Below are 26,991 nucleotides of genomic sequence, written 5' to 3'. Positions count from 1 at the left end.
TGCGTCAGCGTCCAGCCGGGGTAAAATACAGATGCCGCCGGCATCGCTGCCGCAATCAAAGCTTTCAGTGCCAGGTGCAACCTGGCTGTCAATTTTCAAGAATCAACGCTTACTTCTCTGGGACTCCCTATGGCTTACGAAAACCTGATGGTTTTTACCGGCAACGCTAATCCTGCGCTGGCAGAGGGGGTCGCAAAAAACCTCGGCATTCCACTCGGCAAGGCCGTCGTCTCGAAGTTCTCGGACGGCGAAATCATGGTCGAAATCAATGAAAACGTCCGCGGCAAAGACGTGTTCGTGCTGCAGTCGACTTGCGCCCCGACCAATGACAGCCTGATGGAATTGATCCTGATGGTCGACGCGCTCAAGCGCGCCTCCGCCGGCCGCATCACCGCCGCCATCCCTTACTTCGGCTACGCCCGCCAGGACCGCCGTCCGCGCTCGGCCCGTGTCGCGATCTCCGCCAAGGTCATCGCCAACATGCTGGAAAGCGCCGGCGTCGAACGCGTGCTGATCATGGACCTGCACGCGGACCAGATCCAGGGCTTCTTCGACATCCCGGTGGACAACATCTACGCCTCGCCCATCCTGCTGGGCGACCTGCAGAAGAAGGACAACGAGGACCTGCTGGTGGTGTCGCCCGACGTCGGCGGCGTGGTGCGCGCGCGCGCGCTGGCCAAACGCCTGGGCTGCGACCTGGCCATCATCGACAAGCGCCGTCCGAAAGCCAACGTCTCCGAAGTGATGAACATCATCGGCGAGGTCGAGGGCCGCAACTGCGTCATCATGGACGACATGGTCGACACCGCCGGCACGCTGGTCAAGGCCGCCGAGGTGCTGAAGGCGCGCGGCGCCAAGAAAGTGGTGGCGTATTGCACGCACGCCGTGCTGTCCGGCCCGGCCATCGAACGCATTTCCGGCTCCTCGCTGGACGAGCTGGTCGTGACCGACACGATCCCGCTGTCCGACGCCGCCAAGGCTTGCGGCAAGATCCGCCAGCTGACCTGCGCGCCGCTGCTGGCCGAAACGTTCAAACGCATCATCAAGGGCGATTCCGTGATCTCCCTGTTTATCGACTAAGTTTCGTAAACAAAGCGATTTCTTCAGCGGCGCGACCGGTTTTTGCCGGTTGCGCCGCTGTTTTTCCGGAGCGTCCTGGTCGCGGGACGCTTCTTCACACAGGGTGCAAGCCCTGTTTATATTGGAGTCTCAAATGAAAGTTGTTGCATTCAAACGCGAACTGCAGGGCACGGGTGCGAGCCGCCGCCTGCGTAATTCCGGCCAAACCCCAGGCATCATCTACGGCGGCACCGAAGCCCCCGTGACGATCTCCCTGGACCACAACGCGCTGTACCACGCGCTGAAAAAAGAAGTGTTCCACTCGTCCATCCTGGACCTGGAAATCGACGGCGCCGTGCAAAAAGTGCTGCTGCGCGACTTCCAGATGCACGCGTTCAAGCAACTGGTGCTGCACGCCGACTTCCAGCGCGTGGACGCGTCGACCAAGGTGCACATGAAAGTGGCACTGCACTTCGCCAACGCCGACGTATCGCCAGCGGTGAAACTGCACGGCGCGACCATCAGCCACGTGGCCAACGAGATCGAAGTTTCGTGCCTGCCGTCGGACCTGCCTGAGTTCATCACCGTCGACCTGTCCAACATCGACGTCGGCCACTCGCTGCACATCGGCGACCTGACCCTGCCAAAAGGCGTGACCGCGATCACCCACGGCGCCAACCTGACCATCGCCACCGCTTCGGTGCCAGCCGGCCACGTCGCCGCTGAAGCCGCAGCCGCCGCCCCGGCGGCCGATGCCAAGCCAGCCGCCAAAGGCAAGAAGTAATCGCTGAAACGGCCGCGGCGACGCGGCCTTCCGGTGAAAAAAACCCCGCTCGCCGGGGTTTTTTTGTATCCTCTCCGCTCCCGAACCAGAACACGCGTCCGCACCCATGTCCATCCGCCTGATCGTCGGCCTCGGCAACCCCGGCCCCGAATACGAACAAACCCGCCACAACGCCGGCTTCTGGCTGGTCGACAACCTGGCCAACAGCCTGCCCGGCGCGCGCCTGCAGCGCGAGTCGCGCTTCAACGCGCTGGTGGCGAAGACCTCGGTGGCCGGCAACGAGGTGTGGCTGCTGGAACCGCAAACCTATATGAACCGCTCCGGCCAGTCGGTGGGCGGCCTGGCGCGCTTCTACAAGATCAATCCGGACGAGGTGCTGGTGGTGCACGACGAGCTGGACCTGCCGCCCGGCGCTGCCAAGCTGAAGAAGGGCGGTTCCTCGGGCGGCCACAACGGCCTGAAGGACATCACCTCCGCGCTCGGCACCCAGGACTACTGGCGCCTGCGCATCGGCATCGGCCATCCGCGCACCCTGAACCTGGCCCAGCCCGTGGCCGACTTCGTGCTGCACCGCGCGCGCCGCGACGAGCAGCTGCTGATCGACGAGGCGGTGGAGAAAAGCCTGCGCGTCATCCCGCTGCTGTGCGAAGGCAAGTTCCCCCTCGCCACCACGCAGCTACACACCGCTTGATTCGCTGGGCTTGGCGCCGGTGTCGAAATAGTAGCTGACCCGCTTGCGCGGGCTCAGGTAGGCCAGCACCTCGGGCGGCACCTGCCCCGGGCGGAGCGCCTTGACGATTTGCAGATCCGTGTCCCGCTCCATGTCCACCATGATGGCCTCGTTGCGCGGCACGCTGGCGTCGTGGATCACCAGCATGGGTTTCATCGGCAGCGCCGTGTTCACCGTCGTCACCATGCCGGTCATGCCGTTCGACAGCTGCACGATGGTGCCCGGCGGATAGACGCCCAGGCAGCGGATGAACATCTGCAACAGCTTGGGATCGAACTTGGCGCGGTGCTTGGCGAACATCATCGACAGCGACTCGTGCGGCGTCAGCGCCTGCGCCGCCACCAGCGGATTGCACAGCTCGTCGTAGTAGTTGGCGATGGCGACGATGCGGGCCAGCACGCCGATCGCCTCGCCCTTCAGCCGGCCCGGATAGCCGCCGCCGTCGAACAGTTCATGGTGGTCGCGGATGATGGCCCCGATCGCCGCCGGCAGCCGCAGCCGCTGCGCGATATCCATGCCGTACTGCGCGTGCATCTCGTACAGGTTTTGCTCGGACTGGGAATAGGGATCGATCTTGGTCAGGATCTTGTCCGGGATGTTCTTGCGGCCGATGTCATGGAACAGCGCCCCCAGGCCCAGCACGTTGGCCAGTTCCGCCGGCAGCTGCACCTCGCGCGCGATCATCATCGACAGCATGGTGACGTTGAGCGAATGGAAATACAGCTCCTCGTTGCCCAGGCTGTCGCCCATCACGTGGATGGCCAGTTCCGGCGCGCACAGGATGGCGTCGGTGATGTGCGTGACCAGCGCCGTGGCCTGGCGGGTGGCGTCCTCAGGGCGGGAAAACAGGTTCTTTTCGATCTCGCGGATGGTGCGGGCCGTGCTGGCGAAGGCGCCCTCGATGCGGGCCGTGTCCTCGCGGTGCCGTTTCAGGCGCTCCATCATGGCGCGCTTGGCCAGCAGCGCGGGCGACACGTCCGGCGGCGGCGCCTCCGCCGCGCCGGCCGCGGCCTCGTCCCGGTCGGCGCCCTCTGGCGGCGGCGGCGCCACGTCGCTCAGGTCGGGATGGTAGCGCACGGTCGCCAGGCCCAGGCCGCGGATGGTGCTGATCTGTTCTTCCGACTTGATCTTGAAGCGGCTGAAGGTGAACGGATGCTCGAACCACTTCAGGTCCAGCTCGATGTACAAGCCCACCCGCAGCTGCTTCATGGTGATAGTCGCATCATCCAACATCGGCGGATCTCCCAAGGACTGCCGGACACATGATTCGTAGGAAACAGTTCAGGTTTCCAGTGTATACGTTCGCCGTCCCGATGGCATCTGTGTAATACAAGCTCCGCCGAACGCCGGGGGCGTGTCCGCCGCACCCGTTGCTTTTTTGGAACTTACGCGGCCAGCGCCCAGGAAAGCGATGCCTTGCCAGCACGGGCCGGCCGCCGCCCGACGCGTCTGACAGCGGGTATTTGCATCATCATCCGCGTGGGCGTACGATGCAATCAATGATTGCAGATAGGAGAATGCCATGGCGACGAATCTGGTCGTGCGCAATGTCGATGAGGAGGTTGCCCTCGCCTTGAAACAAAGAGCGGCGGCCAATGGCCGGAGCGCCGAGGCGGAGCACCGGGAGATTCTGAAAGCCGTGCTGCAACGGCCCCGCCGGCGCAGTGTCGCCGATGTGCTCGCGAGCATGCCCGATGTCGGTGAGGACGCCGATTTTAATCTGCGGAATGGCTAGGACGGGTCATGTATCTGGTCGATACGAATGTGATCAGCGAGGCGCGTAAGGGGATGAAAGCCAATCCGGGGGTGAGGCGCTTTTTTCAATCAACGCAAGCCGGCGAACGCCACCTGTCTGTTCAAACGGTAGGAGAAATCCGGCATGGCATTGAGAACATCCGTGGACGAGGCGATCGCACACAAGCCGCCCGGCTGGAGGACTGGCTCGGTCTGGTCTTGGATGAATATGCCGATAGGATCTTGCCTTTCGACGCGGACTGCGCGCAGGTTTGGGGGCGCCTGATGTCACCACAGGCCAGCCACCCCGTCGACAAGCAAATAGCCGCAATCGCATTGATATACGGGCTCGAGCTTGTGACGCGCAATGTCCAGGATTTTTCCGCCACGGGCGTCAGTGTGCTGAACCCCTTTAGCTAGGAACACGGGTTCATCGCGAAGGGGTATCGCCGCTCAGGGTTTCGAGCACGGCGCGGGTCGATGCGGGAATCGGCACCGAGCGGTTGCTGCCGCGTTCGACGTAGACGTGGACGAAATGCCCCGCCGCGCAGGGCAGGGCGTCGTCGTTGCGGTACAGCGCGATCTCGTAGCGCACGCTGGAGTTGCCCAGCTTGCCCACGCGGACGCCGGCGTGGACCACGTCCGGGAAGGAAATCGAACTGAAATAGGCGCAGCCGCTGTCGACCACGAAACCGACGACGCCGCCCTGGTGGATGTCGAGCACGCCTTTTTCTATCAGGAACTGGTTTACCGCCGTGTCGAAGTAGGAATAATAGACGACATTGTTCACATGGCCGTAGATGTCGTTGTCCATCCAGCGCGTCGGGATGGCCTGGAAATGGGGGAATTGCGAGCGGTCGGCGTCGCGCAGCGTCATGGAAGCTCCTCGTTCTGGGTTACAATTGACCCCTTACGCGCCCGGACCCACTGCCAGCGGCGCAGCAAAACAATACCATCATTAAAGGTTTTCCATGAGTCTCCAATGCGGCATCGTTGGCCTGCCCAACGTCGGCAAGTCCACCCTTTTCAATGCACTGACCAAGGCCGGCATCCCGGCTGAAAACTATCCGTTCTGCACCATCGAGCCGAACGTCGGCGTGGTCGAGGTGCCGGATCCGCGCATGGCCGCGCTGGCGGACATCGTCAAACCCGAGCGCATGGTCAACGCCATCGTGGAGTTCGTGGACATCGCCGGCCTGGTGGCGGGCGCGTCGCAGGGCGAGGGCCTGGGCAACCAGTTCCTGTCCCACATCCGCGAAACCGACGCCATCGTCAACGTGGTGCGCTGCTTCGAGGATGAAAACGTGATTCACGTTTCCGGCAAAGTCAGCCCGCTGGACGATATCGAAGTGATTCAAACCGAATTGGCGCTGGCCGATTTGGGCACCGCTGAAAAAGCGCTGCACCGCGAAAACAAAAAAGCCCGTTCGGGCGACAAGGACGCCGCCAAACTGGTTGCGCTACTGGAAAAGATTATTCCGCAATTGAATGAAGCCAAGCCGGTGCGCGCCATGGGCCTGGACGCGGATCAAATGCTGCTGATTAAACCGCTGTGCCTGATCACCGCCAAACCGGCCATGTATGTGGCCAATGTGTCGGACACCGGTTTCACCAATAATCCGCTGTTGGATCAATTGACCGAATACGCGAAATCGCAAAACGCCCCCATCGTCGCCATTTGCGCCGCGATCGAAGCGGAAATCGCCGATCTGGACGACGCCGATAAAACCGCCTTCCTGGCCGATATGGGCATGGAAGAGCCGGGCCTGGACCGTTTGATCCGCGCCGCTTATAAACTGCTGGGTTTGCAAACCTATTTCACCGCCGGCGTGAAAGAAGTGCGCGCCTGGACTATTCACATCGGCGACACCGCTCCACAGGCGGCCGGTGTTATTCACACCGACTTCGAGCGCGGCTTTATTCGCGCCCAAACCATCGCCTATGACGACTACGTCGCCTATAAGGGCGAGGCCGGCGCCAAGGAAGTGGGCAAGATGCGCGCCGAGGGCAAGGAATATGTCGTCAAGGATGGCGACGTGCTGAACTTCCTGTTCAACGTCTGATTATCCGGCGGCCCAGCCGCCGAATATCGAAAGCCGCGCGCGACGCGGCTTTTTTTACGTCCGGAGTAAAGGAGTTCGGGCCCCTTCCGCGCGGTCTATGCCCATTCCATGCCAATTTCTGGCGCGATCGCGCTAAAAGTTAGCGTGTATTACTTGGCCGGCACGGGCTGGGCCTCGAATTCGGCGATGGCCTTGGTGAATTTGTCCATCAATGGATTCGGCACCGCCAGCGACAGCTGGTAATGTTCGATTTGAAAACCATCGGCCGAATGGTGGATGACGCCGCTGGCCTGGCATATGCCCATTTGCGTATTCAATTGCTCGTCGAACCACGCGTACTTTTTATCTGGCGAGAAATAAACATTGCGCTTAATGGCGGTGAAAGCCCAGGCTTTCTTACGGTCGAAAAACGGCTTGGCCCAGGCGCGGAATTCCTCTCTCGTCCATATCTCGGATTTGTCGGTGCCGATATATACGCCGGCCGGCGCCATTTTGTCGAAATACACGGAATCGGCCCTGGCCGCGTCGGCGTGCCATTGATCGACAAAGCCATGGACGCGCTGGCGGAAGGCGTCGTCGGATAGCGCGTTTTGCGCGCAGGCGGCGCCCGCGCACAGCAGCAGGAAAAGGCTGGCGAACAGTTTTTTCATCGGGACTCCCGGGTGAGTGGCGGAACGATCATACATCAGTGCAATCCACCGGCATCGACGCACTGTATAATCGTCTGGTTCCGCTGCCGGCGTGCCGCGCTCCAGCCTTCTCTACATCACTGAAAAGAACCAACACATGGCTTCATCCAACGATAACGTCAGCATGGCGCTGTTCTGCGACTTTGAAAATGTCGCCCTCGGCGTGCGCGACGCCAACTACGAAAAATTCGATATCAAGCCGGTGCTGGAGCGCTTATTGCTCAAGGGCAGCATCGTGGTGAAAAAGGCCTATTGCGACTGGGACCGCTACAAGGGATTCAAGGCGCCCATGCATGAAGCCAATTTCGAGCTGATCGAGATTCCCCACGTGCGCCAGTCCGGCAAGAATTCCGCCGACATCCGCATGGTCGTGGACGCGCTCGACCTGTGCTACACCAAGGCCCACGTCAACACCTTCGTCATCATTTCGGGCGATTCCGACTTTTCGCCGCTGGTGTCGAAACTGCGCGAAAACGCGAAGAAGGTGATCGGCGTCGGCGTCAAGCAATCGACGTCGGACCTGCTGGTGGCCAACTGCGACGAGTTCATCTTCTACGACGACCTGGTGCGCGAAGTGCGCCGCGCGGCCGCCAAGCGCGACACGCGCGAGGGCCAGCCGGCCGTCAAGCGCACGCCCGAGGAGGAAAAAGGCCGCCGCGAGGAAATGGACAAGCGCCGCAGCCAGGCGGTGGACATGGCGGTCGAGACCTTCGACGCGCTGGTTTCCGAGCGTGGCGATTCCGGCAAGATCTGGGCCTCCGTGCTGAAAGAGGCGATCAAGCGCCGCAAGCCGGACTTCAGCGAGTCCTATTACGGTTTCCGCACCTTCGGCAACCTGCTGGAGGAGGCCAAGGCGCGCGGCCTGCTCGAATTCGGCCGCGACGAGAAATCCGGTGCCTATGTATACCGCAGCAGCGGCGCGTCCGCGCTGGGCGGCGAGCAGCTGGGCTCGGTTGTGGAGTCCGGCGGCGCGCCTGAGGCGCAGGAGGGCCGCCACGAGGGCCGTCGCGGCCGCGGCCGCGGCCGCAACCGCGGTGGCGAGCGTCACCAGCCCGCCGAGGCGGTGGCCGAGGAAGTGGCGGCCGAGCTGCGCCTGGCGCACGACGAGAACGCCTATTCGGAAGCCGAGGCGGTGCACGCGGCGGAAGACGCGGCCTACGCGCAAGACCAGCAGGACGAGCAGCCCGCCGAGTCCGAGACCGGTGCCGAGCCGGCGGAGTCGGAAGAACTGCTGGGCGGCGAGCCGGAACAGTCCCCATGGGCCACGGCCGCCGCGGAGCAGGCCAAGCGCAAGCCGCCGAAGATCCCGGCCCGCCAAGCCAAGGCCGCCAAGCTGAAGGCGGCCCAGCAGGCCGCCGCCGAGGCCGCCCCGGCCGGCCACGAGCCTGCGCCGGAAGCCCAGCCGGTGCTGGAGGCGGTAAGTGATGTTTCCGAGCAACAGCCAGCCGAGGCGGAAACCGCGTCGGCGGACGAGGTGGTGGAAGCGCCCGCCAAGCCGGCCAAGGGCCGCGCGCGCGCCCCGGCCAAGGGCCGCGGCAAGGCCGGCGCCTCGCGCGTCGGTGCCACCGCCGAAGCCGCCGCCGCCGCCGAGGCGCCGGTGCCGCGGAACAGCGGCCGCCAGCGCCGCGCACCCGCCGCGCCGGCCCCGGCGCTGGTGGAGGCCGTGCAAGCCGCCGCTGCGGCGCCGGCGCCCGCGCCCGCCGTCGCCGACGCCGGCCAGGCCGATGGCGGCGAGGGCCAGGCCGCCAAGCCGGCCCGCAAGCCCGCCGCGCGCGGACCGCGCCGTCCGCGCAAGCCGGACGCCAAGCAGGGCGGCTAAGCCGTCCCCGCCGCCGGCGCGCCGTGGCGGGCGCGTCCGGCGCCCGGTTGCACGCGTGCCGCGCCCGCCCGGCCGCGGATTTACTGCCGGGCACTTTACTGCCATACTGCCAACTCGAATAACATTTTGGCAGTGTTCCCCCGCTGCTGGAAAGCGGCGCATGGCTATCCTCTCCGAAATCAACCTCTACCCGATCAAATCCTGCGCCGGCATCGCGCTGCGCGCGGCGACGCTGACGCGCGCCGGCCTGATGTCGGAACAGATTTACGACCGCGAATGGATGGTGGTGGACGAGGCCGGCGTCGCCATGACGCAGCGCGAGCATCCGCGCATGGCCCTGATCGTGCCGCGCCTGAAGGCGGACACGCTGGAGCTGCGCGCCCCCGGCATGCTGCGCCTCGATCTGGAACTGGGGCTGCCGGACCCGGAACTGGCGCCCAAACTGAGCGTGCGCGTGTGGGACGACACCGTGCTGGCCTACGACTGCGACGCCACCACGGCCGCCTGGTTCAGCAACTACCTGGGCGTGCCCTGCCGCCTGGTGCGCTTCCACGCCAACGCCCACCGCGCCGTCTCGGCCAAGTGGACCGGCGGCGTGGCCGCCACCACCCTGTTTTCGGACGGCTACCCGGTGCTGGTGGCGGGCAGCGCCTCGCTGGCCGATCTGAACGCCAGGCTGGTGGCCGCCGGCCGCGACGCGCTGCCGATGAACCGCTTCCGTCCCAACCTCGTCGTCAGCGGCGTGGAGGCCTTCGAGGAGGATTACGCCGAGTCCTTCCGGCTGGGGGACGCGCTGCTGAAGCCGGTCAAGCCCTGCCCGCGCTGCCCGATGCCGTCGATCGACCAGGCCACCGGCGAATTCGGGCCGGATCCGCTGGACATCATGCAAGGCTACCGCGCCAAGCCCGAGCTGGACGGCGCCCTGTGTTTCGGCATGAACAGCATCCTGATCGAGGGCGAGGGCCAGCAGTTGAGCGTGGGCCAGGAAATTGAGATTACACTGGCGTTCTGAGTTCCTTTCATTACAGGATCGACATGACGCAAATCACGACGCCCGAACTCGCCGAACTGGTGGCCGAGAACCAGGCCCTGCGTTCGCGCATGGCCTACCTACTGGAGCAGGCCGAGCGCAATCATTCCATCATGATGCGCCACCAGGCCTTCGACCTGGAAATCGTCGGCTCGTCCACCTTCCCCGAGCTGGTGGGCGCCATCTTCCGCAACCTGCCCATCGTGTCCGACCTGGACGCGGTGACGCTGACCCTGATGGACGAGGGCGCCGACATCATGACCGTGATGGCCAAGCTGGGCGTGGACTTCGCGGCCTTCCCTGACCTGACCTTCGTCGACAACGTGGAAGCGCTGGGATTCGACCTGGGCCGCCGCAACGCCTACACGCCGCCGCCCAAGCCGCAGCTGTGCATGTTCGACCCGGCCAGGCACTGCCACGCCTTCCCCGACGCGCCCGCGCGCCTGCAGAGCGTGGCGCTGGTGCCGCTGCTGCGCAACAAGCGCATCATCGGCAGCCTCAACCTGGGCAGCGTGGACCCGGCCCGTTTCACGCCCAGCCTTGGCACGGATTTCGTCGAGCACATGGCGTCCATCATCGCCATCTGCCTGGAAAACGTCATCAGCAACGAGATGCTGAAGTACATCGGCCTGACCGATTCGCTGACGGGCGTGTACAACCGGCGCTACCTGGACCGGCGTCTGCTGGAGGAGATTTCGCGCGCGCGGCGCCAGGACTACGACATTTCCGTGATGTACCTCGACATCGACCATTTCAAGCGCGTCAACGACACGGTCGGCCACCACGGCGGCGACGAGGTGCTGCGCGAGGTGGCGGCCCGCATCAAGGCCGAGCTGCGGCTGTCGGACGCGCTGGCCCGCTTCGGCGGCGAGGAGTTCGTGGTGCTGCTGATCAACGCCAACCTGGACAGCGCGTCCTTCGTGGCCGAGCGCATCCGCGCCAGCATCGCCGCCAGCATGATCGAGGTCTCGCCCAGCGTGCGGGTGTCGGTGACGGCCTCGGTGGGCGTGGCCTGCCTGGACCGGCGCGACAACGGCGCCACGGTGGATGCCGCCGCCGCCGAACTGATCGCGCAGGCCGACTCGGCCCTGTACCAGGCCAAGGACAGCGGCCGCAACCGCATCGTCAGCTTCCGCCCCGCGGCCTGATAGAGCGAGCTGAGCCCCATTTGGGGCCAGGCCCCAAATGGGGCTCAGCTCGCTTGCGCTCAGGCCAGCAGCTGGTGCTCGGCGCGCGCGACGGCGTCGGCGGTGCCGCGCAGCACCACCACGTCGCCCGTTTCCAGCACCGTGCCCGGCGCCACGTCCAGCCGGCCCTTGCCGCGCCGGATCGCCGTCACCTCGGCGCCGGCGCCTTCCACGTCCACGTCGCTCAACTGCTTGCCCAGGCAGGAGGCGCTGTCGCCCAGCGTGACCGAATGCAGCCGCACCAGCTCGCCGTCCTCGTCGGCGTCGCTGGAGCCGTGGAACCAGCCGCGCAGCGAGGCGTAGCGCGCCTCGCGCGCCGCCTGCACCCGGTGCACCACGCGCCGCAGCGGCACGCCCAGCATCACCAGCGCGTGCGAGGCCAGCATCAGGCTGCCCTCCATCAGTTCCGGCACCACCTCGGCGGCGCCGGCTTCCTTCAATCGGTCCAGGTCGGTGTCGTCGTGGCTGCGCACGATCACCGGCAGCGCCGGCGCCAGTTCGTGCACCAGGTGCAGCACCCGCAGCGCCGACGGCGTGCTGGCGTAGGTGATCACCACCGCGCTGGCGCGGTAGATGCCGGCCGCCACCAGGCTCTCGCGCCGCCCGGCGTCGCCGTAGGACACGTTGGCGCCCGCGCTCTGCGCCTCCTGCACCCGTTCCGGGTCCAGGTCCAGCGCGTGGTAGGCGATGTTTTCCTCGCTCAGCAGGGTGGCCAGGCTTTGTCCGCTGCGGCCGAAGCCGGCCACGATCACGTGCTTCTGGGTCGACATGGTGCGCGTGGCGATCTTGGTCAGCGCCAGCGACTGCATCATCCATTCGTTGCTGGAGATCTTCATCACCAGCTGGTCGGACTTTTCGATGATGAACGGCGCCAGCAGCATGGACAGCACCATCGACGCCAGCACCACCTGGATGATGAACGGGTCCATCAAGGCCATGCCGCCGGCCAGGTTCAACAGCACGAAGCCGAACTCGCCGGCCTGCGCCAGCGCCAGGCCGGTGCGCATGGACACGCCGTCGGACGAGCCGAACAGCTTGGCCAGGCCGGCGATCAGCGCGAACTTCAGCAGCACCGGTCCCGCCAGCAGCACCAGCACCAGCCACCAGTGCTGCACCACCAGCCCCAGGTTCAGCAGCATGCCGACGTTGATGAAGAACAGCCCCAGCAGCACGTCGCGGAAGGGCTTGATGTCCTCCTCCACCTGGTGCTTGTATTCGGTTTCCGAGATCAGCATGCCGGCCACGAAGGCGCCCAGCGCCATCGACAGGCCGGCCTTCTCGGTGATCCAGGCCGCGCCCAGGGTGATCAGCAGCAGGTTCAGCATGAACAGTTCCTGCGAGCGGCGCTTGACCACGATGGCGAACCAGCCGCGCACCAGTTTCTGGCCCACGAACAGCAGCAGCACCAGCACCAGCGTGGCCTTGCCGGCCGCCCAGGCCAGCGTTTCGACCAGGTCGTCGGGGTTCTTGGACAGCGAGGGGATCAGGATCAGCAGCGGCACCACGGCCAGATCCTGGAACAGCAGGATGCCCAGGATCTTGCGGCCGTGCTCGCTTTCCAGCTCCAGCCGCTCGGTCAGCATCTTGACCACGATGGCGGTGGACGACATGGCCAGCGCGCCGCCCAGCGCGAACGAGGCCTGCCAGCTGATCTTCAGGCCCGGCATCTGCGTGGTCAGCAGCCAGCCCAGGCCCATGGTGGCGGCGATGGTCATGCCCACCTGCGCCATGCCCAGCCCGAACACGATGTTGCGCATGGCCATCAGCTTGGGCAGCGAGAACTCCAGCCCGATCGAGAACATCAGGAACACCACGCCGAACTCCGCCAGGATGTGGCTGGCCTCGCTTTGCTCCGCCAGCCCCAGCGCGTGGGGGCCGATGACGATGCCCACCGCCAGGTAGCCCAGCATGGGGGGAAGATGCATCATCCTGAACGCGACCACGCCCAGCACGGCGCTGCCTAGCAGCAAGAGGGTCAGTTCAAGCGGTGAAAACATGCATGGATTCCGTTGTTTGTTTGGACTGGCAAGTTTTTTGCTTTCGCAATTCGGCTATACTTCCGGCATGAGTGTAACCGATGAAAAACCCATGCTGAAAGCTTTTGACACCGATACCGCGGCGCGCGCGCTGCAACTGGCCCGCGAAACCCTGCAAATCGAGGCGGACGCCATCTCCGCCCTGCACGCGCGCCTGGCCACCGACGACAGCGTCGGCAAGGCGGTCGCCCTGTTGCTGAATTGCAAAGGCCGTGTCGTCGTGTCCGGCATCGGCAAATCTGGCCACATCGCCCGCAAGATCGCCGCCACGCTGGCCTCCACCGGCACGCCGGCGCTGTTCGTGCACCCGGCCGAGGCGGCCCACGGCGACCTCGGCATGGTGACGGCGGACGACGCCTTCATCGCCATTTCCTATTCCGGCGAGAGCGCCGAGCTGATGGCCATCCTGCCGGTCGTCAAGCGCATGGGCGGCACGCTGATCTCGATCACCGGCAAGCCCGGCTCCAGCCTGGCCCAACTGGCCGACGTGCACCTGGACGTGGCGGTGGACAAGGAAGCCTGCCCGCTGAACCTGGCGCCGACCGCCAGCACCACCGTGACCCTGGCGCTGGGCGACGCGCTGGCCGTGGCGCTGCTGGACCTGCGCGGCTTCAAGGAGGAGGACTTCGCCCGCTCGCACCCCGGCGGCGCGCTAGGCCGCCGCCTCTTGACCCACGTGCGCGACGTGATGCGCAGCGGCGACGCCGTGCCCGCCGTCGGACCGGACACGCGCCTGCCGGACGCGCTGCTGGAAATCACGCAGAAGGGCATGGGCATGACCGCCATCGTCGACGCCGACAACCGCCCGATCGGCGTGTTCACCGACGGCGACCTGCGCCGCATGATCGAAAAGGTGCAGGACTTCGGCAAGGTCGTCATCCGCGACGTGATGCACGCCAACCCGCACAGCATCACCCCGGACAAGCTGGCGGTGGACGCGGTCGCCATCATGGAACAGTTCCGCATCAACCAGATGCTGGTGGTGGACGCCGACGGCAAGCTGGCCGGCGCCCTGCACATCCACGACCTGACCCGCGCGAAAGTAATCTGAGGAACCAATGAACAAGTCCTGCAACCTGGAAAACGTGGCGCGCGCCGCCAAGATCAAGCTGATGATCTTCGACGTCGACGGCGTGCTGACCGACGGCAGCCTGCACTACGGCGCCGAGGGCGAGCTGATGAAAACCTTCAACGTGCAGGACGGCCTGGGCATCAAGCTGGTGCAGGAGGCGGGCATCCTGACCTCCATCATCAGCGCGCGCCGCGCGCCGCAGGTGGTGGCGCGGGCCAGGGACCTGGCCATCGAGTTCGTGCACCAGGGCGGGCACGACAAGCTGACCCCGTTCAAGGCTCTGCTGGCCCAGACCGGCCTGACCGAGGAGCAGGTCTGCTTCATCGGCGACGACGTGGTCGACCTGCCCATCCTGAGCCGGGTCGGCTTCGCGGTCGGCGTGCCGAACGGCCGGGCCGACGTGCTCGGCCGCGTGCACCACGTGACCGAATGCCACGGCGGCCGCGGCGCCGTGCGGGAGGTGTGCGAATTCGTGCTGCGCGCCACCGGCCAGTACGACAAAGTCATGGCGCAGTTCCTGGTTTAGTGGACGGGTAGCCATGCGTAAAGAACGTAGCGCGCACCGCCTGCGCCTGACCCTGACCCTGACGGCCCTGACGCTGGTCGCCTTCGGCTCGTTCTGGCTGCTCCAGCTGCTCAACCGCAGCGGCGACGAGCTGCAAGCCGACAAGCGCTTGAACGAGCCGGACTACATCATCGAGCAGTTCAGCGTGGTGCGCATGACCGGCGAGGGCAAACCAAGCTATATTGTGTCCGGCGACAAGCTGACGCACCGCCCCATCGATGACTCATCCGACATCGACAAGCCGGTGGTGCGCAATCTGGGCGGCGAACATCCGCCCATGGACATCAAGTCCGACCGCGCCCGGATCGACGAGAACAACACCCGCGTGCAATTGCTGGGCAATGTGCGCATCCACCGCGCGGCCGCGGCCAAGAGCGCGGCCATGGACATGCGCACCGACGCGCTGACCCTGTACCCGGACGAGGACCGCATGACGACGGACCGCCCGGTGCGCCTGGTGTCGGGCAACGCCACCGCCGACGGCGTCGGCCTGCGGGCCAACAACGCCACGCGCCAGCTGTCGCTGGGCGGCCGCGGGACCATCGTGTACCCGCCGCCGCAGCAGCCGCGCCAATAAGATCGATCGTATATACCGAATGGATAGATGATGAAAAAACTCCTGATATCGGCCGTCCTGCTGCTGTCCGCGGCGGGGCTGGCCCGGGCCGAGAAGGCCGACTCCTACAAGCCCACCGAGATCAGCTTCGACCAGGCCGAACTGGACGACGTGAAGCAGATCCGCACCCTGACCGGCAACGTCGTGCTCACCCGCGGCACGCTGCTGATGAAGTCCGCCAAGGCGGTCGTCACGCAGGATCCGGAAGGCTACCAGTACGTCACGCTGACCAGCGTGCCCGGCAAGCCGGCCACCTTCCGCCAGAAGCGCGACGGCGAGGGCGAGCAGTGGATCGAGGGCGAGGCCGAGCGCATCGAATACGACGGCAAGGTCGAACTGGTGAAGCTGTTTTCCAAGGCCAAGGTGCGCCGCCTGGAGGGCAAGAAGCCCAGCGACGAGGTCGATGGCGAGTTCATCCAGTACGACAGCCGCCGGGAATTCTTCAGCGTGAAGAACACCGCCAACGGCGACAGCAAGCCCGGCGGCGGACGCGGCACCATGGTGATCCAGCCGTCCAGCAAGCAGCCGCCACCCGAGGCGGCCGGCAAATGACGGCGGCGACCCTGAACGCGGCGGCCGTCAACGCGGCGCCCACCGGCCCGGCCACCTCCAACGCGGCGCCCGGCTGCGCCAGCACGCTGGTGGTCAGCGGCCTGCAGAAATCCTACGGCAAGCGCCAGGTGGTGCACGACGTCTCGCTGCAGGTCGAATGCGGCGAGGTGGTCGGGCTGCTGGGGCCCAACGGCGCCGGCAAGACCACCTCCTTCTACATGATCGTCGGCCTGGTGCCGTCGGACGCCGGCCGCATCGACATCGCCGGCACCGACGTCTCCAGCATGCCCATCCACAAGCGCGCCACGCTCGGCCTGTCCTACCTGCCGCAAGAGGCCTCGGTGTTCCGCAAGCTGACGGTGGAGGCGAACATCCGTGCCGTGCTGGAGATCCAGAAGGTCGACGGCAAGGCCCTGAAGAAGGCCGACATCGACGAGCGCCTGAACCGCTTGCTGGCCGACCTGCAGATCGAGAAGCTGCGCGAGAACCAGGCGCTATCGCTGTCCGGCGGCGAGCGGCGCCGCGTGGAGATCGCGCGCGCGCTGGCCACCAATCCGCGCTTCGTGCTGCTCGACGAGCCCTTCGCCGGGGTCGACCCGATCGCCGTGATCGAGATCCAGCGCATCGTGCGCTTCCTGAAGGAGCGCGGCATCGGCGTGCTGATCACCGACCACAATGTGCGCGAGACGCTGGGCATCTGCGACCGCGCCTACATCATCAACCAGGGATCGGTGCTGGCCTCGGGCCGGCCGGACGACATCATCGCCGACGAGTCGGTGCGGCGCGTCTACCTGGGCGAACACTTCCGCATGTAGCCGATGAACAAACCATGAAACAGTCACTGCAACTCCGCACTTCGCAGCACCTCGCGCTCACGCCGCAGCTGCAGCAGTCCATCCGCCTGCTGCAACTGTCCACGCTGGAACTGCACCAGGAACTGGAGCAGATCCTCGGTGAAAACCCCTTGCTGGAGCGCCTGGACGACCCGCTGGACCGCTCGCTGCGGCTGCTGGGCGACGGGGCCATCAGCCAGCAGGCGTCCAGCGGCGCCGAGGCCGCGCCGGACACCACCGCGCCGCTGCAGCAGGACGGCCCCGCCGCGCCGGCCGACGAGCCGCCCTACGAAGGCGGCAGCGCCGACGGCGAGAGCGCCAGCGGCAACGACGCCGATTCCGACTGGAGCGACGCCGGCCGCGGCAAGGCGCCGGACGACGAGGATTCCCGGCCCCAGATCGAGGCCAGCCAGTGCACGCTGCGCGACCACCTGATGGAGCAGATGCGCGTGACGGTGCAAGAGCCGCGCGACCGCGTGCTGATGGAGCTGATCATCGACGCGCTGGACGAGAACGGCTACCTGGAGGAGCCGCTGGAGGAGATCCACGCCCGCCTGCCGGAGGAGGCCGACGTGGAGCTGGAGGAGCTGCGGACGGCGCTGACGCTGCTGCAAAGCTTCGACCCCATCGGCGTGGGCGCGCGCAGCGCCTCGGAGTGCCTGTCGCTGCAGATCAGGCGCATGCCGGGCGTCCCGCTGGTGACCCGCCGCATGGCGATCTGCATCGTCGAAAAGCACCTGGCTTGGTTCGCGCAGCGCGAGTTCAACAAGCTGAAAAAGGCGCTCGACTGCGACGACGAGGACCTGCGCGAGGCGCAGACGGTGATCCGCCAGTGCAACCCGCATCCGGGCGCCGAGTTCGCCTCCGACGTGTCCGACTACGTGGTGCCCGACGTCATCGTCAAGAAGGCGCGCAACGGCTGGCAGGTCAGCCTGAACAACGACGTCATGCCGCGCCTGCGCGTGAACGCGCTGTACGCCAACCTGCTCAAGAGCGGCAAGGGCGAGACCGCGATGGGGGCGCAACTGCAAGAAGCAAAGTGGTTGATCAAGAATATGCGCCAGCGATTCGACACGATCTTGCGCGTCGCCCAAGCGATAGTAGAAAGACAAAAGAACTTTTTCTCCCACGGCGCGGTTGCGATGCGACCCCTTGTGTTGCGTGAAATTGCTGATACACTGGGTCTACACGAGAGCACTATTTCTCGCGTAACAACTCAGAAATACATGCTGACTCCGCATGGGATGTTTGAGTTGAAATATTTCTTTGGCAGCCACGTCGCCACCGAAGCAGGAGGAGAAGCGTCCTCGACGGCGATACGGGCGCTGATAGTGCAATTGACAGGAGCTGAAGACCCTAAAAATCCTTTATCCGACAGTAAGATTGCGGACATGCTGGGGGAACAAGGCATGGTAATTGCGCGACGGACTGTTGCCAAATATCGCGAAGCGCTGAAAATCCCTCCCGTAAGTCTGCGTAAAGCTTTGTAGTTTTACTTGGGTTCCCATGCGCCCCCAGCCAGCGAGTTCCTCTCCGGACGGCGTACGAACCCTCATCTTTAGGAGTGTGTATGAATCTCACCATCAGTGGACATCATCTCGAAGTGACCCCGGCCATTCGTGAATACGTACAGAACAAACTGGAGCGGGTAAAGCGCCACTTCGATCAAGTTATTGATATTGCTGTCATCCTGACCGTAGATAACCTCACCGAGAAAGAAAAAAGGCAGAAAGCGGAGATCAACCTACGCATGTCCGGCAAGACCGTGTACGTGGAAAGCCTGTCGCAAGACCTGTACGCTGCCATCGATACGCTGATCGACAAGCTGGATCGCCAAGTCATGAAATACAAATCGAAAGTCCAGGAGCATGGCCACGACGCCATCAAGCACATTCCTGACAACTACGAGCCTGCCCCCACCGCTTAGGACGGTCCCGGGCACGACTGAAAAGGGCGCATCTGGCGCCCTTTTTTGCGCCCGCGCGATTCGGCTCCCCCGCAAGTGACTTGTCATATGGTTGTCATCCCCCTGTAGTTTTTGTTTGTTTTAATGCACTTATTCAAGCAGCAACATTGGCGCCGGCGTGCCGGCACTTCATCCGTTTTTTGAATAAGGGTCAGCATGAACAACAACGATACTTCCGCGTCCCGGCGCAATTTGCTCAAGGGCCTGGCGGGCGCGTCCGTCCTGCCGTTCGTCGGCGCCTTCACGGCGCTGCAATCGCGCGAGGCGGCGGCCGCCAACGGCGCCACCACGCTGATCGCCAGCCCGTACGGGCCGATCGCGCCGGTCAAGGACATGACCACCGGCCTGCCGCTGCTGCAACTGCCGCCGGGTTTCAGCTACAAGAGCTTCGGCTGGCGCGGCGACCCCATGACCAACGGCTTGCCTTGTCCCGCGGGCCACGACGGCATGGGCGTGATCGTGTCGCGCAAGGTGGGCCGCGGCACCGAACTGGTGCTGGTGCGCAACCACGAAGTCGGCGCCGTCTCGTCGGCCAACTTCATCAACGCGCCCGGCGTCTACGACGGCGGCAACGTCAGCGGGTCGTCGAGCAACAAATCCGGCGGCGGCACCACCAACCTGTTGTTCCGCGATGGCAACTGGGTCAGCGTGACGCCGAGCCTGGGCGGCACCCAGACCAACTGCGCCGGCGGCATCACGCCGTGGGGCACCTGGCTGACGTGCGAGGAGGTGGGCTCGGACGCGGTCACCGCGGCCGGCAAGAAGCACGGCTATGTGTTCGAAGTGACCGCCGACCCGGCCCAGACCACCGGCCTGCCCATCATCGGCATGGGACGTTTCGCGCACGAGGCGGCGGCCGTCGACCCCGCCACCGGCATCGTCTACGAGACCGAGGACAGCTCGGGCAAGTCCGGCTTCTACCGCTACGTGCCGCACATCGCCACCGGCGCTCCCGGCTCGCTGGCCCAGGGCGGCGTGCTGCAGATGGCCAAGGTCAAGGGCGTGGCCAACGCCAACCTGGCCACGGCCCTGGTGAACGCGACCTACGAGCTGGAGTGGGTCAATATCGCCAATCCCGACCAGAACCGCGGCAACGCCACCGGCCCCACCGGCATCGCCATCAGCGGCGCCGCCGGTCCCTTCGTCCAGGGCTGGACCCAGGGCGGCCTGCGCATGAACCGCGGCGAGGGCATCTGGTACGCCCAGGGCAAGATGTTCGTGATGGACACCGCCGGCGGCGCCATTTCGCGCGGCACGATCTGGGAACTGGACCTGGCGACGCAGGTGCTGCGCTGCATCTACTCCAGCCCCAACATGGTGATCGGCAACATGGGCGACAACCTGACGGTCAGCCCGCGCAACGCCATCCTGATCTGCGAGGACGCCTCCACCGCCGCCACCGACTCCTTCGGCTTCGGCCAGCGCCTGATGGGCGTGACGGGGCAGGGCGACGCCTACATCTTCGCCAAGAACAACATCGTGCTGACGTCGGCCCAGCTGAACGGCGCGGGCAAGCTGGCCAGCCTGCAAGGCGACCACCGCGGCAACGAGTTCGCCGGCGCCTGCTTCGATCCGACCGGCCGCTACCTGTTCGTCAACATCCAGACCCCGGGCGTGACCTTCGCCATTTCCGGGCCCTGGGCGCAAGGCCCGCTGTAACGCTCCGCCAGACTCCGATCCCCGACAAGGCAAACCACCATGAACATCGTCAAACCATTGATCTCCCTGCTGGGCGCGCTGGCCATTTCCGGCGCCGCCAACGCGGCCGTGCTCACCAGCTCCACCGGCCCCGCCTCCAACGTCGTCGCCGACTACAGCGGCGCCTCGCTGGTGTCGTTCGACCTGGACCTGGCCAGCTTTTCCCAGACCCGGCTCGACTTCGTCGTCGAGGACGACGACCTGCTGCTGCCCTACCTGAGCCTGAACGCCATCGTGCGCAACCTCAGCGGCCACGGTTTCGATCGCTTCAACTTCACGCTGGACGGCATCGCCTTCGCCGGCGCCGGCAGCGTGACGCCGACCTTCGGCGTCCTCGGCGGCACCGCGTTCAGCGCCAACCGGGCCAGCGTCGATTTCAGCGCGCCCGAGTGGGCCGAATTCCACTTCGGCAATCCACTGGCGGCCGGCGGCGCGGCCGACTGGCTGCTGTCGACCCAGGGCCTGCGCGCGGGCGACGCGTTCTCGATCACGACCTCGGTGCCGGAACCGGCGACCATCGCGCTGATGCTGTCGGGCCTGGCCGTGATGGCGTACAAGCGCCGCCGCGGATAAGGCGGGGGGGCGCGCGGCGCTCCTTTTTTCATGGTCCCCACGGTATGATATGCGTCCAAGATCGCATCCAACACGCATACAACACGAGGGACACCCCACCAATGAGCGAACACGTCGTCACCAGCATCGGCAACGGCACCGGCTTCATCACGCTGGACCGTCCCAAGGCGCTTAATTCCCTGTCGCTGGAGATGGTGCGCGCGCTCACCGCCGCGCTGCTGGCCTGGCGCGACGACGGCCGCGTGGCGGCCGTGGTGCTGCGCAGCAGCAGCGCCAAGGCGCTGTGCGCCGGCGGCGACATCCGCTTCTTCCACGACGCCGGCCGCGCCGCGCCCACCGGCGGCAGCGCGCTGCTGGAGGACTTCTTCACCGAGGAATACGCGCTCAACCACCTGATCCACCACTACCCGAAACCCTACGTGGCGCTGATGGATGGCGTGGTGATGGGCGGCGGCATGGGCGTCGCGCAGGGCGGCCCCGGCTGCGGCGTGCGCATCGTCACCGAGCGCACCAGGATGGCGATGCCGGAAGTGAACATCGGCCTGTTCCCGGACGTGGGCGGCAGCCATTTCCTGTCGCGCGCGCCCGGCCAGTTGGGGCGCTACCTCGGCGTGACCGGCTTGACCATCGGCGCGGCCGACGCGCTCCACGTGGGCCTGGCCGACCACTACGTGCCGTCGGCCGAGCTGCCCGCGCTGGCGGCGCTGCTGGACGCCACGCCGGGCGCGCGACTGCGCGAGGCCGTCGCCGCCTTCGCCGCGCCGTTCCGCGCGGCGGCGGGCGCCAGCGAGCTGGAGGCGCAGCGCGACGTCATCGACCGCCACTTCGGCGCGGACAGCGTGCCGGCCATGGTGGCCTCCCTGGCCGGCGACGCCGGCGCCTTCGCGCAAAAGGTTTTGCAGGCGATGCGGGGACGTTCGCCGCTGATGATGTGCGTGACGCTGGAGTTGCTGAAGCGCGGCGCCTCGCTGGACGTGGCGGACTGCCTGCGCATGGAACGCACCGTGGTGCGCCACAACTTCGAACACGGCGAGGTGCTGGAGGGCGTGCGCGCGCTGGTGGTGGACAAGGACAACGCGCCGCGATGGTCGCCGGCCTCGCTGGACCAGGTCACGGACGACATGGTGGCGCGCTTCTTCCGTCCCGTGTGGCCGGATTACGCCCATCCGCTGCGCCACCTGTCGTAAGCGATGGAGCTGGACCGCCTCGACACGCAGATCCTGAACATCCTGCAGGACGACGCCGGCGTGCCCCTGCGCACGCTGGCCGGCATGGTGCACGCCTCGGTCGCCACCTGCCAGCGCCGCATCGCGCAGCTGCGCGCCAGCGGCATCCTGATCAAGGACGTGGCCCTGGTCGACCGCGTGCGCGTGGGCAGGCCGCTGACGGCTTTCGTGTCGGTGGTGCTGGACCAGCAAAACACCGCGCTGCTGAAGATGTTCGAATCGCTGATGCGCGCGGAGGAAGACGTGATGGCCTGCTACGAGGTGGCGGGCGAGTTCGATTTCATGCTGGTGGTGACGGCGGCCTCGATGGAGTCGTACCACGAGTTCACGCGCCGCGTGTTCACGTCCAATAACAACGTGCGCAACTACAAGAGTCTGTTCGCGATGAACTGCGCCAAGTTCGAGACCAGGGTCCCCTTGGGATAATTTCCCGTTCGCGCCCCGCAATCAGGGAATTCGTCTCACGCGCGGTCCGTAAGATGTGGGCATACGCAACCACATCGGACATCATCATGATCGATCACGCATCCATCGGCACGCGCGACCTGGCGCGCTCCACCGGGTTCTACACCGCCTGCCTGGCCACCCTGGGCTATACGCTGCAGCACGGCGACGTGTCGCAATCCATTTACGGCGCGGACGGGCGGTGGAGTTTCGCGCTCTATCCGGCGCCACAGGACGCCGTGCTGGCGGGCAGCCGCGCGCATATCGCCTTCACCGCGCCGTCGCGCGAGGCCGCGTGCGCGTTCTACGAGGCGGCGATGGCCAGGGGCGCCGGCAAGCTGCGCGAGCCGGGCCCGCGGCCCGACATCAACGACGCCTACTACGGCTTGATGATCCAGGACCCCGACGCGCACAGCATCGAGGTCGTGCACTGGAGCCGCTGAACGGTCTTCAGGACTGTTCGCGGTGGCGCAGCACCACGCGTTCGCTCTGGTGGAAATGGCGTGCCAGGCGTTCGGCCATGTACACCGAGCGGTGCTGGCCGCCGGTGCAGCCCACCGCCACCGTCAGGTAGCTGCGGTTGTCCGTCTTGAACGACGGCAGCCACTTGGCGATGAAGTCGCGGATGTCCTTGAACATCTCCTCGGCGCTGGGCTGCGCGTCGAGGAAGGCGATCACCGGCGCGTCGCGGCCGTTCAGCGGGCGCAGCGCCAGGTCGTAATACGGGTTCGGCACCGCGCGCACGTCGAACACGAAATCCGCATCCAGCGGCACGCCCAGCTTGAAGGCGAACGATTCGAAGAACAGCGTCAGCGGCGCGTTCTCGCTTTGCACCAGGTCCTTGACCCAGGCGCGCAGCTTGTTGGCGCTGAGTTCGGAGGTGTCGATCACGTGGCCCAGTTGCTCGATGGCGGACAGGCGCTCGCGCTCCTCCGAGATGCACTCGATCAGCGTGCGGCGCGCGGCCGGGTTCTGGCCCGGTTTCAGTTCGTGCGACAGCGGATGGCTGCGGCGCGTTTCCGAGAAGCGCGCCACCAGGGAATGGGTGTTCGCGGTCAGGAACATGATCTTCACGTCGTGTCCCTGTTCGCGCAGCTGGTGCACCGCGCCCGGCAGGCTCCCCAGCGACTCGGCGCTGCGCGCGTCCACCGCGACGGCCAGCGCTTGCGCGCCCTCGTCCGTCAGCTGCGTTACGAGATGGGATAGCAGCGCGGGCGGCAGGTTGTCCACGCAATAGTAGCCTGTGTCCTCGAGGACGTTCAGGGCGACGGATTTTCCGGAGCCGGATATACCGGTAATGAGCACTATTCGCATAGGTGGATAATACCCCAAGACCTTGCGGCATGGTTGCGGCGCACCATCGCGGCCGGGGGCCGCTTAATCGCCACTCATTGCTTGGCGCTGACGGTGTAGCAGGGAATTCGTGGAGCGCAGCTCCGCGCCTGCGGAACGGATGCGCCTTGCAAGGCGCATTTCCTTAGGCAGCGATTCAATCCCCACTCATGGCTTGGCGCTGCCGTTCCATGAATTCCTGCAGCGTGTCGATGCCGCGCAGTTGAAGGATGGTGTTGCGCACCGCGGCCTCCAGCAGCACCGCGATGTTGCGGCCGGCCGCCACCGGGATCACCACCTTGCGCACCGGCAGGCCCAGCACGTCCTCGGTGGGGAAGTGGAAGGGCAGGCGCTCGACCTCCTCCTCCAGCGCCGAGCGCCGCACCAGGTGCACGATCAGCTTCAGGCGCATCTTGCGCCGCACGGCGGTCTCGCCGAAGATGGCCTTGATGTCCAGCAGCCCCAACCCGCGCACCTCCAGCAGGTTTTGCAGCAGGGCGGGGCAGCGGCCCTCGATCATGTTCGGCGCGATGCGCGCGAATTCCACCGCGTCGTCCGCCACCAGGCCGTGCGAGCGCGAAATCAACTCCAGGCCCAGCTCGCTCTTGCCCAGGCCCGAGTCGCCGGTGATCAGCACGCCCACACCCAGCACGTCCATGAACACGCCGTGCATGATGATGCGTTGCGCCAGCTTCTTGGACAGGTACACGCGCAGGAAATCGATCACCTGCGCGGCCGGCAGCGGCGTGGAAAACAGCGGGATGTTCTTCTCGTCGCAGATCGCCAGGATGTCCGGCGGCGTCTCCAGGCCCTGCGCGATGATCAGCGCCGGCGGTCCGCCCGCGATCAGCTCGCCGATCACGTGGGCGCGCGTGAGCGATTTCAGGCGCTGGTAGTAGTTGATTTCCTGGTGCCCGAAGACCTGGATCCGGCCCGGGTGGATGGTGTTCAAGTGGCCGACCTGGTCGGCGGCCGAGGCCACGTCGCCCGAGATCAGCCGCTCGCCGCCCGGAAAACCGGCGAACCATCCCAGCTGCAAACTTTCACGATTATCGTCATACAGGCGTTGTATCGTCAGTGGCGTTTGCAGCATGGGCGTGGTTGTTTAGGACGGGAAAGTCCGTAGTTTAACCCGCGGCTTGCAAGCTGGGTTGCCAATTGACGATACGGGAATGTACCGATTGCGGATCCGGATCGGCCAGCAGGGCCGCGCGGAAGGCGTCGTCCGAGAACATTTCCGCGATCTCGGACAGGATTTCCAGGTGCTGCTGCGTCACGTGGTCCGGGATCAGCAGGAAGAACAGCAGGCTGACCGGCTTGCCGTCCGGCGACTCGAACGGGATGGGCTCGGCCAGGCGCACGAAGGCCGCCAGCGGCGACTTCAGGCTTTTCATGCCCTTGATGCGCCCGTGCGGGACCGCGACGCCGTGCCCCAGCCCGGTGGAGCCCAGGCGCTCGCGCGCGAACAGGTTGTCCGACACGGTGGAGCGGGCGATGCCGCAGTTGTTCTCGAAGATCAGGCCGGCTTGCTCGAAAGCACGTTTTTTACTGGAGACTTCTAGATCCAGCTGGACGTTTTCGAGGGATAGGATTTTGCTCAGGTTATTCATAACGCGACGTGGAATGGTGCGGCGCACAAAGGTGGCTTGCGAGCAGAATTATAGGCTTGTTTTTTCGCCGTGTAACATGAATTCGCTTGCGCCAAGGCTGGCTCCACAATCCGTCACGTTCCGGCTTGACGGGATCGTGACGTTGTTAAATTCACACTGGCAGGGGTAAAAGCTCGCCGCACGCACTTTTCAGGGTAAACGCCAGATATTTACCTGAGAGAATGCAGTTTCGCCAATTTTTCAACGTCTAAAAAGGTTAACGGCAGCAGCTTCGAAATCTGCAACAGTTATTGATTCATTGTAAGACAAAAAACGGGCGGGTGATACACGTTTGCGCCGCGCAACGCGGGAGGAAGGAAAACCCCAGTTGCCGCCGAGCATCACTGGCGCGCGTTGCGCAGGTTGGACGGCTTTTGCCCGGTGCTGTAGTTGCTGCGCCATGGATTGATGTCCAGCCCGCCGCGGCGCGTGTAGCGCGCGTAGACGGACAGTTGCTGCGGCTGGCACTGGCGCAGGATGTCGACGAAGATGCGCTCCACGCACTGCTCGTGGAATTCGTTGTGCTCGCGGAAACCGATCAGGTATTTCAGCAGGCTTTCCTGGTCGATCTGCGGGCCGGCGTAATGGATCTGCACGCTGCCCCAGTCCGGCTGGCCGGTGACCAGGCAGTTCGACTTCAGCAGGTGCGAGACGAAGGTCTCCTGCACCGGCAGGTCGTCGAGATTGGCCTTCAGGATGTGCGGCTGCGGCGCGTAGCTGTCGACCTCGATGTCCAGGCGGTCCAGCAGCAGGCCGTCCAGCTCGCCCATCGCCAGCGTGCCGAATTCCTCCTGCGGGGTGATGGCCACGTGCACATTGGCGCCGACGGCGGCCGACAGGTCCTGGATCAGCAGCGATTTCAGCGCGTCCGCGTTGGCCAGGCGGGTCTGGTTGAAGGAGTTCAGGTAGAGCTTGAACGATTTCGATTCGACGATGTTGGGTGAATCGGCCGGCACGGTGACGCGCGCCACGGCGATCTGCGGCTTGCCGCGCATGTTCAGCCAGGACAGCTCGTAGGCGTTCCAGATGTCCACGCCGAAGAAGGGCAGGGTGCCGGTCAGGCCCAATTCGTCGCGCTTACCCTGGCGCGGGATGGGGAACAGCAGTTCCGGCGCGTAATCGGTGCGGTAGGCGGAATTCTTGCCCAGCGGGGACAGGTCGGCGGTATTGGTCATGGCGGCATCGAAGCGTGGGGCGAAGGACGCATGGTAGCGCAAATGCGTCCCGCCGGCATATGTGTCCGCGCATGGTTGGCGTGAAACCGGGGACAGACCATCCGCGCCACACACCGCCATCCTGTCGGCGGCGCCGGTCGCGGGTCTGTCCCCCGAGTG

General features: G+C 65.4%; 29 protein-coding genes. 21 read left to right on the top strand and 8 right to left on the bottom strand.

Annotation, left to right across the window (positions count from 1 at the left end; all coding sequences use genetic code 11):
- Positions 1 to 129 precede the first annotated feature (129 nt).
- The 3 genes from BM436_RS17780 to pth all read left to right on the top strand — a co-directional run bounded on the left by BM436_RS17780 (position 130) and on the right by pth (position 2,534).
- Entirely contained in the window at positions 130 to 1,080 is a 951-nt protein-coding gene (locus tag BM436_RS17780; RefSeq protein ID WP_093556868.1) for a ribose-phosphate pyrophosphokinase, read from the top strand.
- 133 nt (positions 1,081 to 1,213) lie between these two features.
- Positions 1,214 to 1,843 carry a 50S ribosomal protein L25/general stress protein Ctc gene (locus BM436_RS17775; RefSeq protein ID WP_093556867.1) on the top strand — a complete coding sequence of 210 codons (630 nt, stop codon included), beginning with the start codon at positions 1,214 to 1,216 and terminating at the stop codon, positions 1,841 to 1,843.
- 106 nt (positions 1,844 to 1,949) lie between these two features.
- Positions 1,950 to 2,534 carry an aminoacyl-tRNA hydrolase gene (pth, locus tag BM436_RS17770; protein ID WP_093556866.1) on the top strand — a complete coding sequence of 195 codons (585 nt, stop codon included), beginning with the start codon at positions 1,950 to 1,952 and terminating at the stop codon, positions 2,532 to 2,534.
- On the opposite strand, the gene BM436_RS17765 is transcribed toward pth, so the two are convergent.
- Entirely contained in the window at positions 2,520 to 3,782 is a 1,263-nt protein-coding gene (locus tag BM436_RS17765) for a cyclic di-GMP phosphodiesterase (protein WP_229490446.1), read from the bottom strand. The genes pth and BM436_RS17765 overlap by 15 nt on opposite strands.
- Positions 3,783 to 4,095: 313 nt before the next feature.
- On the opposite strand from BM436_RS17765, the gene BM436_RS17760 reads away from it, so the two are divergent.
- Together BM436_RS17760 and BM436_RS17755 are read left to right on the top strand one after the other, a co-directional pair.
- Positions 4,096 to 4,308 carry a FitA-like ribbon-helix-helix domain-containing protein gene (locus tag BM436_RS17760; protein WP_093556864.1) on the top strand — a complete coding sequence of 71 codons (213 nt, stop codon included), beginning with the start codon at positions 4,096 to 4,098 and terminating at the stop codon, positions 4,306 to 4,308.
- A gap of 8 nt (positions 4,309 to 4,316) precedes the next feature.
- Positions 4,317 to 4,727, top strand: coding sequence for a type II toxin-antitoxin system VapC family toxin (locus BM436_RS17755; protein ID WP_093556863.1), 411 nt, complete (start codon positions 4,317 to 4,319; stop codon positions 4,725 to 4,727).
- A gap of 10 nt (positions 4,728 to 4,737) precedes the next feature.
- On the opposite strand, the gene BM436_RS17750 is transcribed toward BM436_RS17755, so the two are convergent.
- Positions 4,738 to 5,184: an acyl-CoA thioesterase gene (locus BM436_RS17750; protein ID WP_093556862.1), complete on the bottom strand. Its 447-nt coding sequence runs from the start codon at positions 5,182 to 5,184 to the stop codon at positions 4,738 to 4,740.
- A gap of 94 nt (positions 5,185 to 5,278) precedes the next feature.
- Here BM436_RS17750 and ychF point away from each other — a divergent pair, with 94 nt between their 5' ends.
- Positions 5,279 to 6,370 (top strand): redox-regulated ATPase YchF, encoded by a 1,092-nt coding sequence (gene ychF / locus BM436_RS17745; protein WP_093556861.1) that lies wholly within the window; start codon positions 5,279 to 5,281, stop codon positions 6,368 to 6,370.
- A 149-nt stretch (positions 6,371 to 6,519) separates the two neighbouring features.
- Here the strand turns inward: ychF and BM436_RS17740 are convergent, their stop codons facing one another.
- Positions 6,520 to 7,083, bottom strand: coding sequence for a nuclear transport factor 2 family protein (locus tag BM436_RS17740; RefSeq protein WP_229490444.1), 564 nt, complete (start codon positions 7,081 to 7,083; stop codon positions 6,520 to 6,522).
- Between the two features lie 73 nt (positions 7,084 to 7,156).
- Here BM436_RS17740 and BM436_RS17735 point away from each other — a divergent pair, with 73 nt between their 5' ends.
- From BM436_RS17735 to BM436_RS17725, 3 genes are all read left to right on the top strand, one after another.
- Positions 7,157 to 8,878 (top strand): NYN domain-containing protein, encoded by a 1,722-nt coding sequence (locus tag BM436_RS17735; RefSeq protein ID WP_093556859.1) that lies wholly within the window; start codon positions 7,157 to 7,159, stop codon positions 8,876 to 8,878.
- 160 nt (positions 8,879 to 9,038) lie between these two features.
- Positions 9,039 to 9,890 (top strand): MOSC domain-containing protein, encoded by an 852-nt coding sequence (locus BM436_RS17730; protein ID WP_093556858.1) that lies wholly within the window; start codon positions 9,039 to 9,041, stop codon positions 9,888 to 9,890.
- A 23-nt stretch (positions 9,891 to 9,913) separates the two neighbouring features.
- A complete protein-coding gene (locus tag BM436_RS17725; RefSeq protein ID WP_093556857.1) occupies positions 9,914 to 11,056 on the top strand; it encodes a GGDEF domain-containing protein in 1,143 nt (380 codons plus the stop codon).
- 59 nt (positions 11,057 to 11,115) lie between these two features.
- Here BM436_RS17725 and BM436_RS17720 read toward each other — a convergent pair whose 3' ends face one another.
- Positions 11,116 to 13,092 (bottom strand): monovalent cation:proton antiporter family protein, encoded by a 1,977-nt coding sequence (locus BM436_RS17720; RefSeq protein ID WP_093556856.1) that lies wholly within the window; start codon positions 13,090 to 13,092, stop codon positions 11,116 to 11,118.
- A 91-nt stretch (positions 13,093 to 13,183) separates the two neighbouring features.
- On the opposite strand from BM436_RS17720, the gene BM436_RS17715 reads away from it, so the two are divergent.
- The 12 genes from BM436_RS17715 to BM436_RS17660 all read left to right on the top strand — a co-directional run bounded on the left by BM436_RS17715 (position 13,184) and on the right by BM436_RS17660 (position 23,119).
- On the top strand, positions 13,184 to 14,182 hold the full coding sequence (locus BM436_RS17715; RefSeq protein ID WP_093556855.1) for a KpsF/GutQ family sugar-phosphate isomerase: 999 nt from the start codon (positions 13,184 to 13,186) through the stop codon (positions 14,180 to 14,182).
- Between the two features lie 7 nt (positions 14,183 to 14,189).
- Complete coding sequence (locus tag BM436_RS17710) at positions 14,190 to 14,729, top strand: KdsC family phosphatase (protein WP_093556854.1); 540 nt, start codon at positions 14,190 to 14,192, stop codon at positions 14,727 to 14,729.
- Positions 14,730 to 14,742: 13 nt separating this feature from the next.
- Entirely contained in the window at positions 14,743 to 15,345 is a 603-nt protein-coding gene (gene lptC, locus BM436_RS17705; protein WP_093556853.1) for an LPS export ABC transporter periplasmic protein LptC, read from the top strand.
- Positions 15,346 to 15,375: 30 nt separating this feature from the next.
- Positions 15,376 to 15,936 (top strand): lipopolysaccharide transport periplasmic protein LptA, encoded by a 561-nt coding sequence (lptA, locus tag BM436_RS17700; protein WP_093556852.1) that lies wholly within the window; start codon positions 15,376 to 15,378, stop codon positions 15,934 to 15,936.
- Positions 15,933 to 16,751 (top strand): LPS export ABC transporter ATP-binding protein, encoded by an 819-nt coding sequence (gene lptB / locus BM436_RS17695; protein WP_229490442.1) that lies wholly within the window; start codon positions 15,933 to 15,935, stop codon positions 16,749 to 16,751. Before lptA ends, lptB begins: the two co-directional genes overlap by 4 nt.
- A gap of 14 nt (positions 16,752 to 16,765) precedes the next feature.
- Complete coding sequence (locus BM436_RS17690; protein ID WP_093556851.1) at positions 16,766 to 18,259, top strand: RNA polymerase factor sigma-54; 1,494 nt, start codon at positions 16,766 to 16,768, stop codon at positions 18,257 to 18,259.
- Positions 18,260 to 18,339: 80 nt separating this feature from the next.
- Positions 18,340 to 18,696 carry a ribosome hibernation-promoting factor, HPF/YfiA family gene (hpf, locus tag BM436_RS17685; protein ID WP_093556850.1) on the top strand — a complete coding sequence of 119 codons (357 nt, stop codon included), beginning with the start codon at positions 18,340 to 18,342 and terminating at the stop codon, positions 18,694 to 18,696.
- A 195-nt stretch (positions 18,697 to 18,891) separates the two neighbouring features.
- A complete protein-coding gene (locus BM436_RS17680) occupies positions 18,892 to 20,394 on the top strand; it encodes a PhoX family protein (RefSeq protein ID WP_093556849.1) in 1,503 nt (500 codons plus the stop codon).
- A 39-nt stretch (positions 20,395 to 20,433) separates the two neighbouring features.
- Complete coding sequence (locus tag BM436_RS17675; RefSeq protein ID WP_093556848.1) at positions 20,434 to 21,006, top strand: PEP-CTERM sorting domain-containing protein; 573 nt, start codon at positions 20,434 to 20,436, stop codon at positions 21,004 to 21,006.
- Positions 21,007 to 21,107: 101 nt separating this feature from the next.
- A complete protein-coding gene (locus BM436_RS17670; protein WP_093556847.1) occupies positions 21,108 to 22,193 on the top strand; it encodes an enoyl-CoA hydratase/isomerase family protein in 1,086 nt (361 codons plus the stop codon).
- A gap of 3 nt (positions 22,194 to 22,196) precedes the next feature.
- Entirely contained in the window at positions 22,197 to 22,658 is a 462-nt protein-coding gene (locus BM436_RS17665; RefSeq protein WP_093556846.1) for an Lrp/AsnC family transcriptional regulator, read from the top strand.
- Between the two features lie 86 nt (positions 22,659 to 22,744).
- A complete protein-coding gene (locus tag BM436_RS17660) occupies positions 22,745 to 23,119 on the top strand; it encodes a VOC family protein (protein WP_177307297.1) in 375 nt (124 codons plus the stop codon).
- A 7-nt stretch (positions 23,120 to 23,126) separates the two neighbouring features.
- Here BM436_RS17660 and rapZ read toward each other — a convergent pair whose 3' ends face one another.
- From rapZ to queF, 4 genes are all read right to left on the bottom strand, one after another.
- Positions 23,127 to 23,990 (bottom strand): RNase adapter RapZ, encoded by an 864-nt coding sequence (gene rapZ, locus BM436_RS17655; RefSeq protein ID WP_093556844.1) that lies wholly within the window; start codon positions 23,988 to 23,990, stop codon positions 23,127 to 23,129.
- A gap of 175 nt (positions 23,991 to 24,165) precedes the next feature.
- Positions 24,166 to 25,101, bottom strand: coding sequence for an HPr(Ser) kinase/phosphatase (hprK, locus tag BM436_RS17650; protein WP_093556843.1), 936 nt, complete (start codon positions 25,099 to 25,101; stop codon positions 24,166 to 24,168).
- A gap of 34 nt (positions 25,102 to 25,135) precedes the next feature.
- Positions 25,136 to 25,618 carry a PTS sugar transporter subunit IIA gene (locus BM436_RS17645; protein ID WP_093556842.1) on the bottom strand — a complete coding sequence of 161 codons (483 nt, stop codon included), beginning with the start codon at positions 25,616 to 25,618 and terminating at the stop codon, positions 25,136 to 25,138.
- A gap of 380 nt (positions 25,619 to 25,998) precedes the next feature.
- Entirely contained in the window at positions 25,999 to 26,832 is an 834-nt protein-coding gene (queF, locus tag BM436_RS17640) for an NADPH-dependent 7-cyano-7-deazaguanine reductase QueF (protein ID WP_093556841.1), read from the bottom strand.
- Positions 26,833 to 26,991 lie beyond the last annotated feature (159 nt).

This window comes from Pseudoduganella namucuonensis, assembly GCF_900116645.1.
Lineage (GTDB): Bacteria > Pseudomonadota > Gammaproteobacteria > Burkholderiales > Burkholderiaceae_D > Rugamonas > Rugamonas namucuonensis.
The sequence above is the reverse complement of the archived record's forward strand: the minus strand, read 5'-3'. Positions and strand labels throughout refer to the sequence as shown.

Bases quoted from the DNA above. Each gene is read 5' to 3' on its own strand.
- BM436_RS17780 (WP_093556868.1), top strand. From the start codon at position 130: ATGGCTTACGAAAACCTGATGGTTTTTACCGGCAACGCTAATCCTGCG.
- BM436_RS17775 (WP_093556867.1), top strand. From the start codon at position 1,214: ATGAAAGTTGTTGCATTCAAACGCGAACTGCAGGGCACGGGTGCGAGC.
- pth (WP_093556866.1), top strand. From the start codon at position 1,950: ATGTCCATCCGCCTGATCGTCGGCCTCGGCAACCCCGGCCCCGAATAC.
- BM436_RS17765 (WP_229490446.1), bottom strand. From the start codon at position 3,782: ATGAAGCAGCTGCGGGTGGGCTTGTACATCGAGCTGGACCTGAAGTGG.
- BM436_RS17760 (WP_093556864.1), top strand. From the start codon at position 4,096: ATGGCGACGAATCTGGTCGTGCGCAATGTCGATGAGGAGGTTGCCCTC.
- BM436_RS17755 (WP_093556863.1), top strand. From the start codon at position 4,317: ATGTATCTGGTCGATACGAATGTGATCAGCGAGGCGCGTAAGGGGATG.
- BM436_RS17750 (WP_093556862.1), bottom strand. From the start codon at position 5,184: ATGACGCTGCGCGACGCCGACCGCTCGCAATTCCCCCATTTCCAGGCC.
- ychF (WP_093556861.1), top strand. From the start codon at position 5,279: ATGAGTCTCCAATGCGGCATCGTTGGCCTGCCCAACGTCGGCAAGTCC.
- BM436_RS17735 (WP_093556859.1), top strand. From the start codon at position 7,157: ATGGCTTCATCCAACGATAACGTCAGCATGGCGCTGTTCTGCGACTTT.
- BM436_RS17730 (WP_093556858.1), top strand. From the start codon at position 9,039: ATGGCTATCCTCTCCGAAATCAACCTCTACCCGATCAAATCCTGCGCC.
- BM436_RS17725 (WP_093556857.1), top strand. From the start codon at position 9,914: ATGACGCAAATCACGACGCCCGAACTCGCCGAACTGGTGGCCGAGAAC.
- BM436_RS17720 (WP_093556856.1), bottom strand. From the start codon at position 13,092: ATGTTTTCACCGCTTGAACTGACCCTCTTGCTGCTAGGCAGCGCCGTG.
- BM436_RS17715 (WP_093556855.1), top strand. From the start codon at position 13,184: ATGCTGAAAGCTTTTGACACCGATACCGCGGCGCGCGCGCTGCAACTG.
- BM436_RS17710 (WP_093556854.1), top strand. From the start codon at position 14,190: ATGAACAAGTCCTGCAACCTGGAAAACGTGGCGCGCGCCGCCAAGATC.
- lptC (WP_093556853.1), top strand. From the start codon at position 14,743: ATGCGTAAAGAACGTAGCGCGCACCGCCTGCGCCTGACCCTGACCCTG.
- lptA (WP_093556852.1), top strand. From the start codon at position 15,376: ATGAAAAAACTCCTGATATCGGCCGTCCTGCTGCTGTCCGCGGCGGGG.
- lptB (WP_229490442.1), top strand. From the start codon at position 15,933: ATGACGGCGGCGACCCTGAACGCGGCGGCCGTCAACGCGGCGCCCACC.
- BM436_RS17690 (WP_093556851.1), top strand. From the start codon at position 16,766: ATGAAACAGTCACTGCAACTCCGCACTTCGCAGCACCTCGCGCTCACG.
- hpf (WP_093556850.1), top strand. From the start codon at position 18,340: ATGAATCTCACCATCAGTGGACATCATCTCGAAGTGACCCCGGCCATT.
- BM436_RS17680 (WP_093556849.1), top strand. From the start codon at position 18,892: ATGAACAACAACGATACTTCCGCGTCCCGGCGCAATTTGCTCAAGGGC.
- BM436_RS17675 (WP_093556848.1), top strand. From the start codon at position 20,434: ATGAACATCGTCAAACCATTGATCTCCCTGCTGGGCGCGCTGGCCATT.
- BM436_RS17670 (WP_093556847.1), top strand. From the start codon at position 21,108: ATGAGCGAACACGTCGTCACCAGCATCGGCAACGGCACCGGCTTCATC.
- BM436_RS17665 (WP_093556846.1), top strand. From the start codon at position 22,197: ATGGAGCTGGACCGCCTCGACACGCAGATCCTGAACATCCTGCAGGAC.
- BM436_RS17660 (WP_177307297.1), top strand. From the start codon at position 22,745: ATGATCGATCACGCATCCATCGGCACGCGCGACCTGGCGCGCTCCACC.
- rapZ (WP_093556844.1), bottom strand. From the start codon at position 23,990: ATGCGAATAGTGCTCATTACCGGTATATCCGGCTCCGGAAAATCCGTC.
- hprK (WP_093556843.1), bottom strand. From the start codon at position 25,101: ATGCTGCAAACGCCACTGACGATACAACGCCTGTATGACGATAATCGT.
- BM436_RS17645 (WP_093556842.1), bottom strand. From the start codon at position 25,618: ATGAATAACCTGAGCAAAATCCTATCCCTCGAAAACGTCCAGCTGGAT.
- queF (WP_093556841.1), bottom strand. From the start codon at position 26,832: ATGACCAATACCGCCGACCTGTCCCCGCTGGGCAAGAATTCCGCCTAC.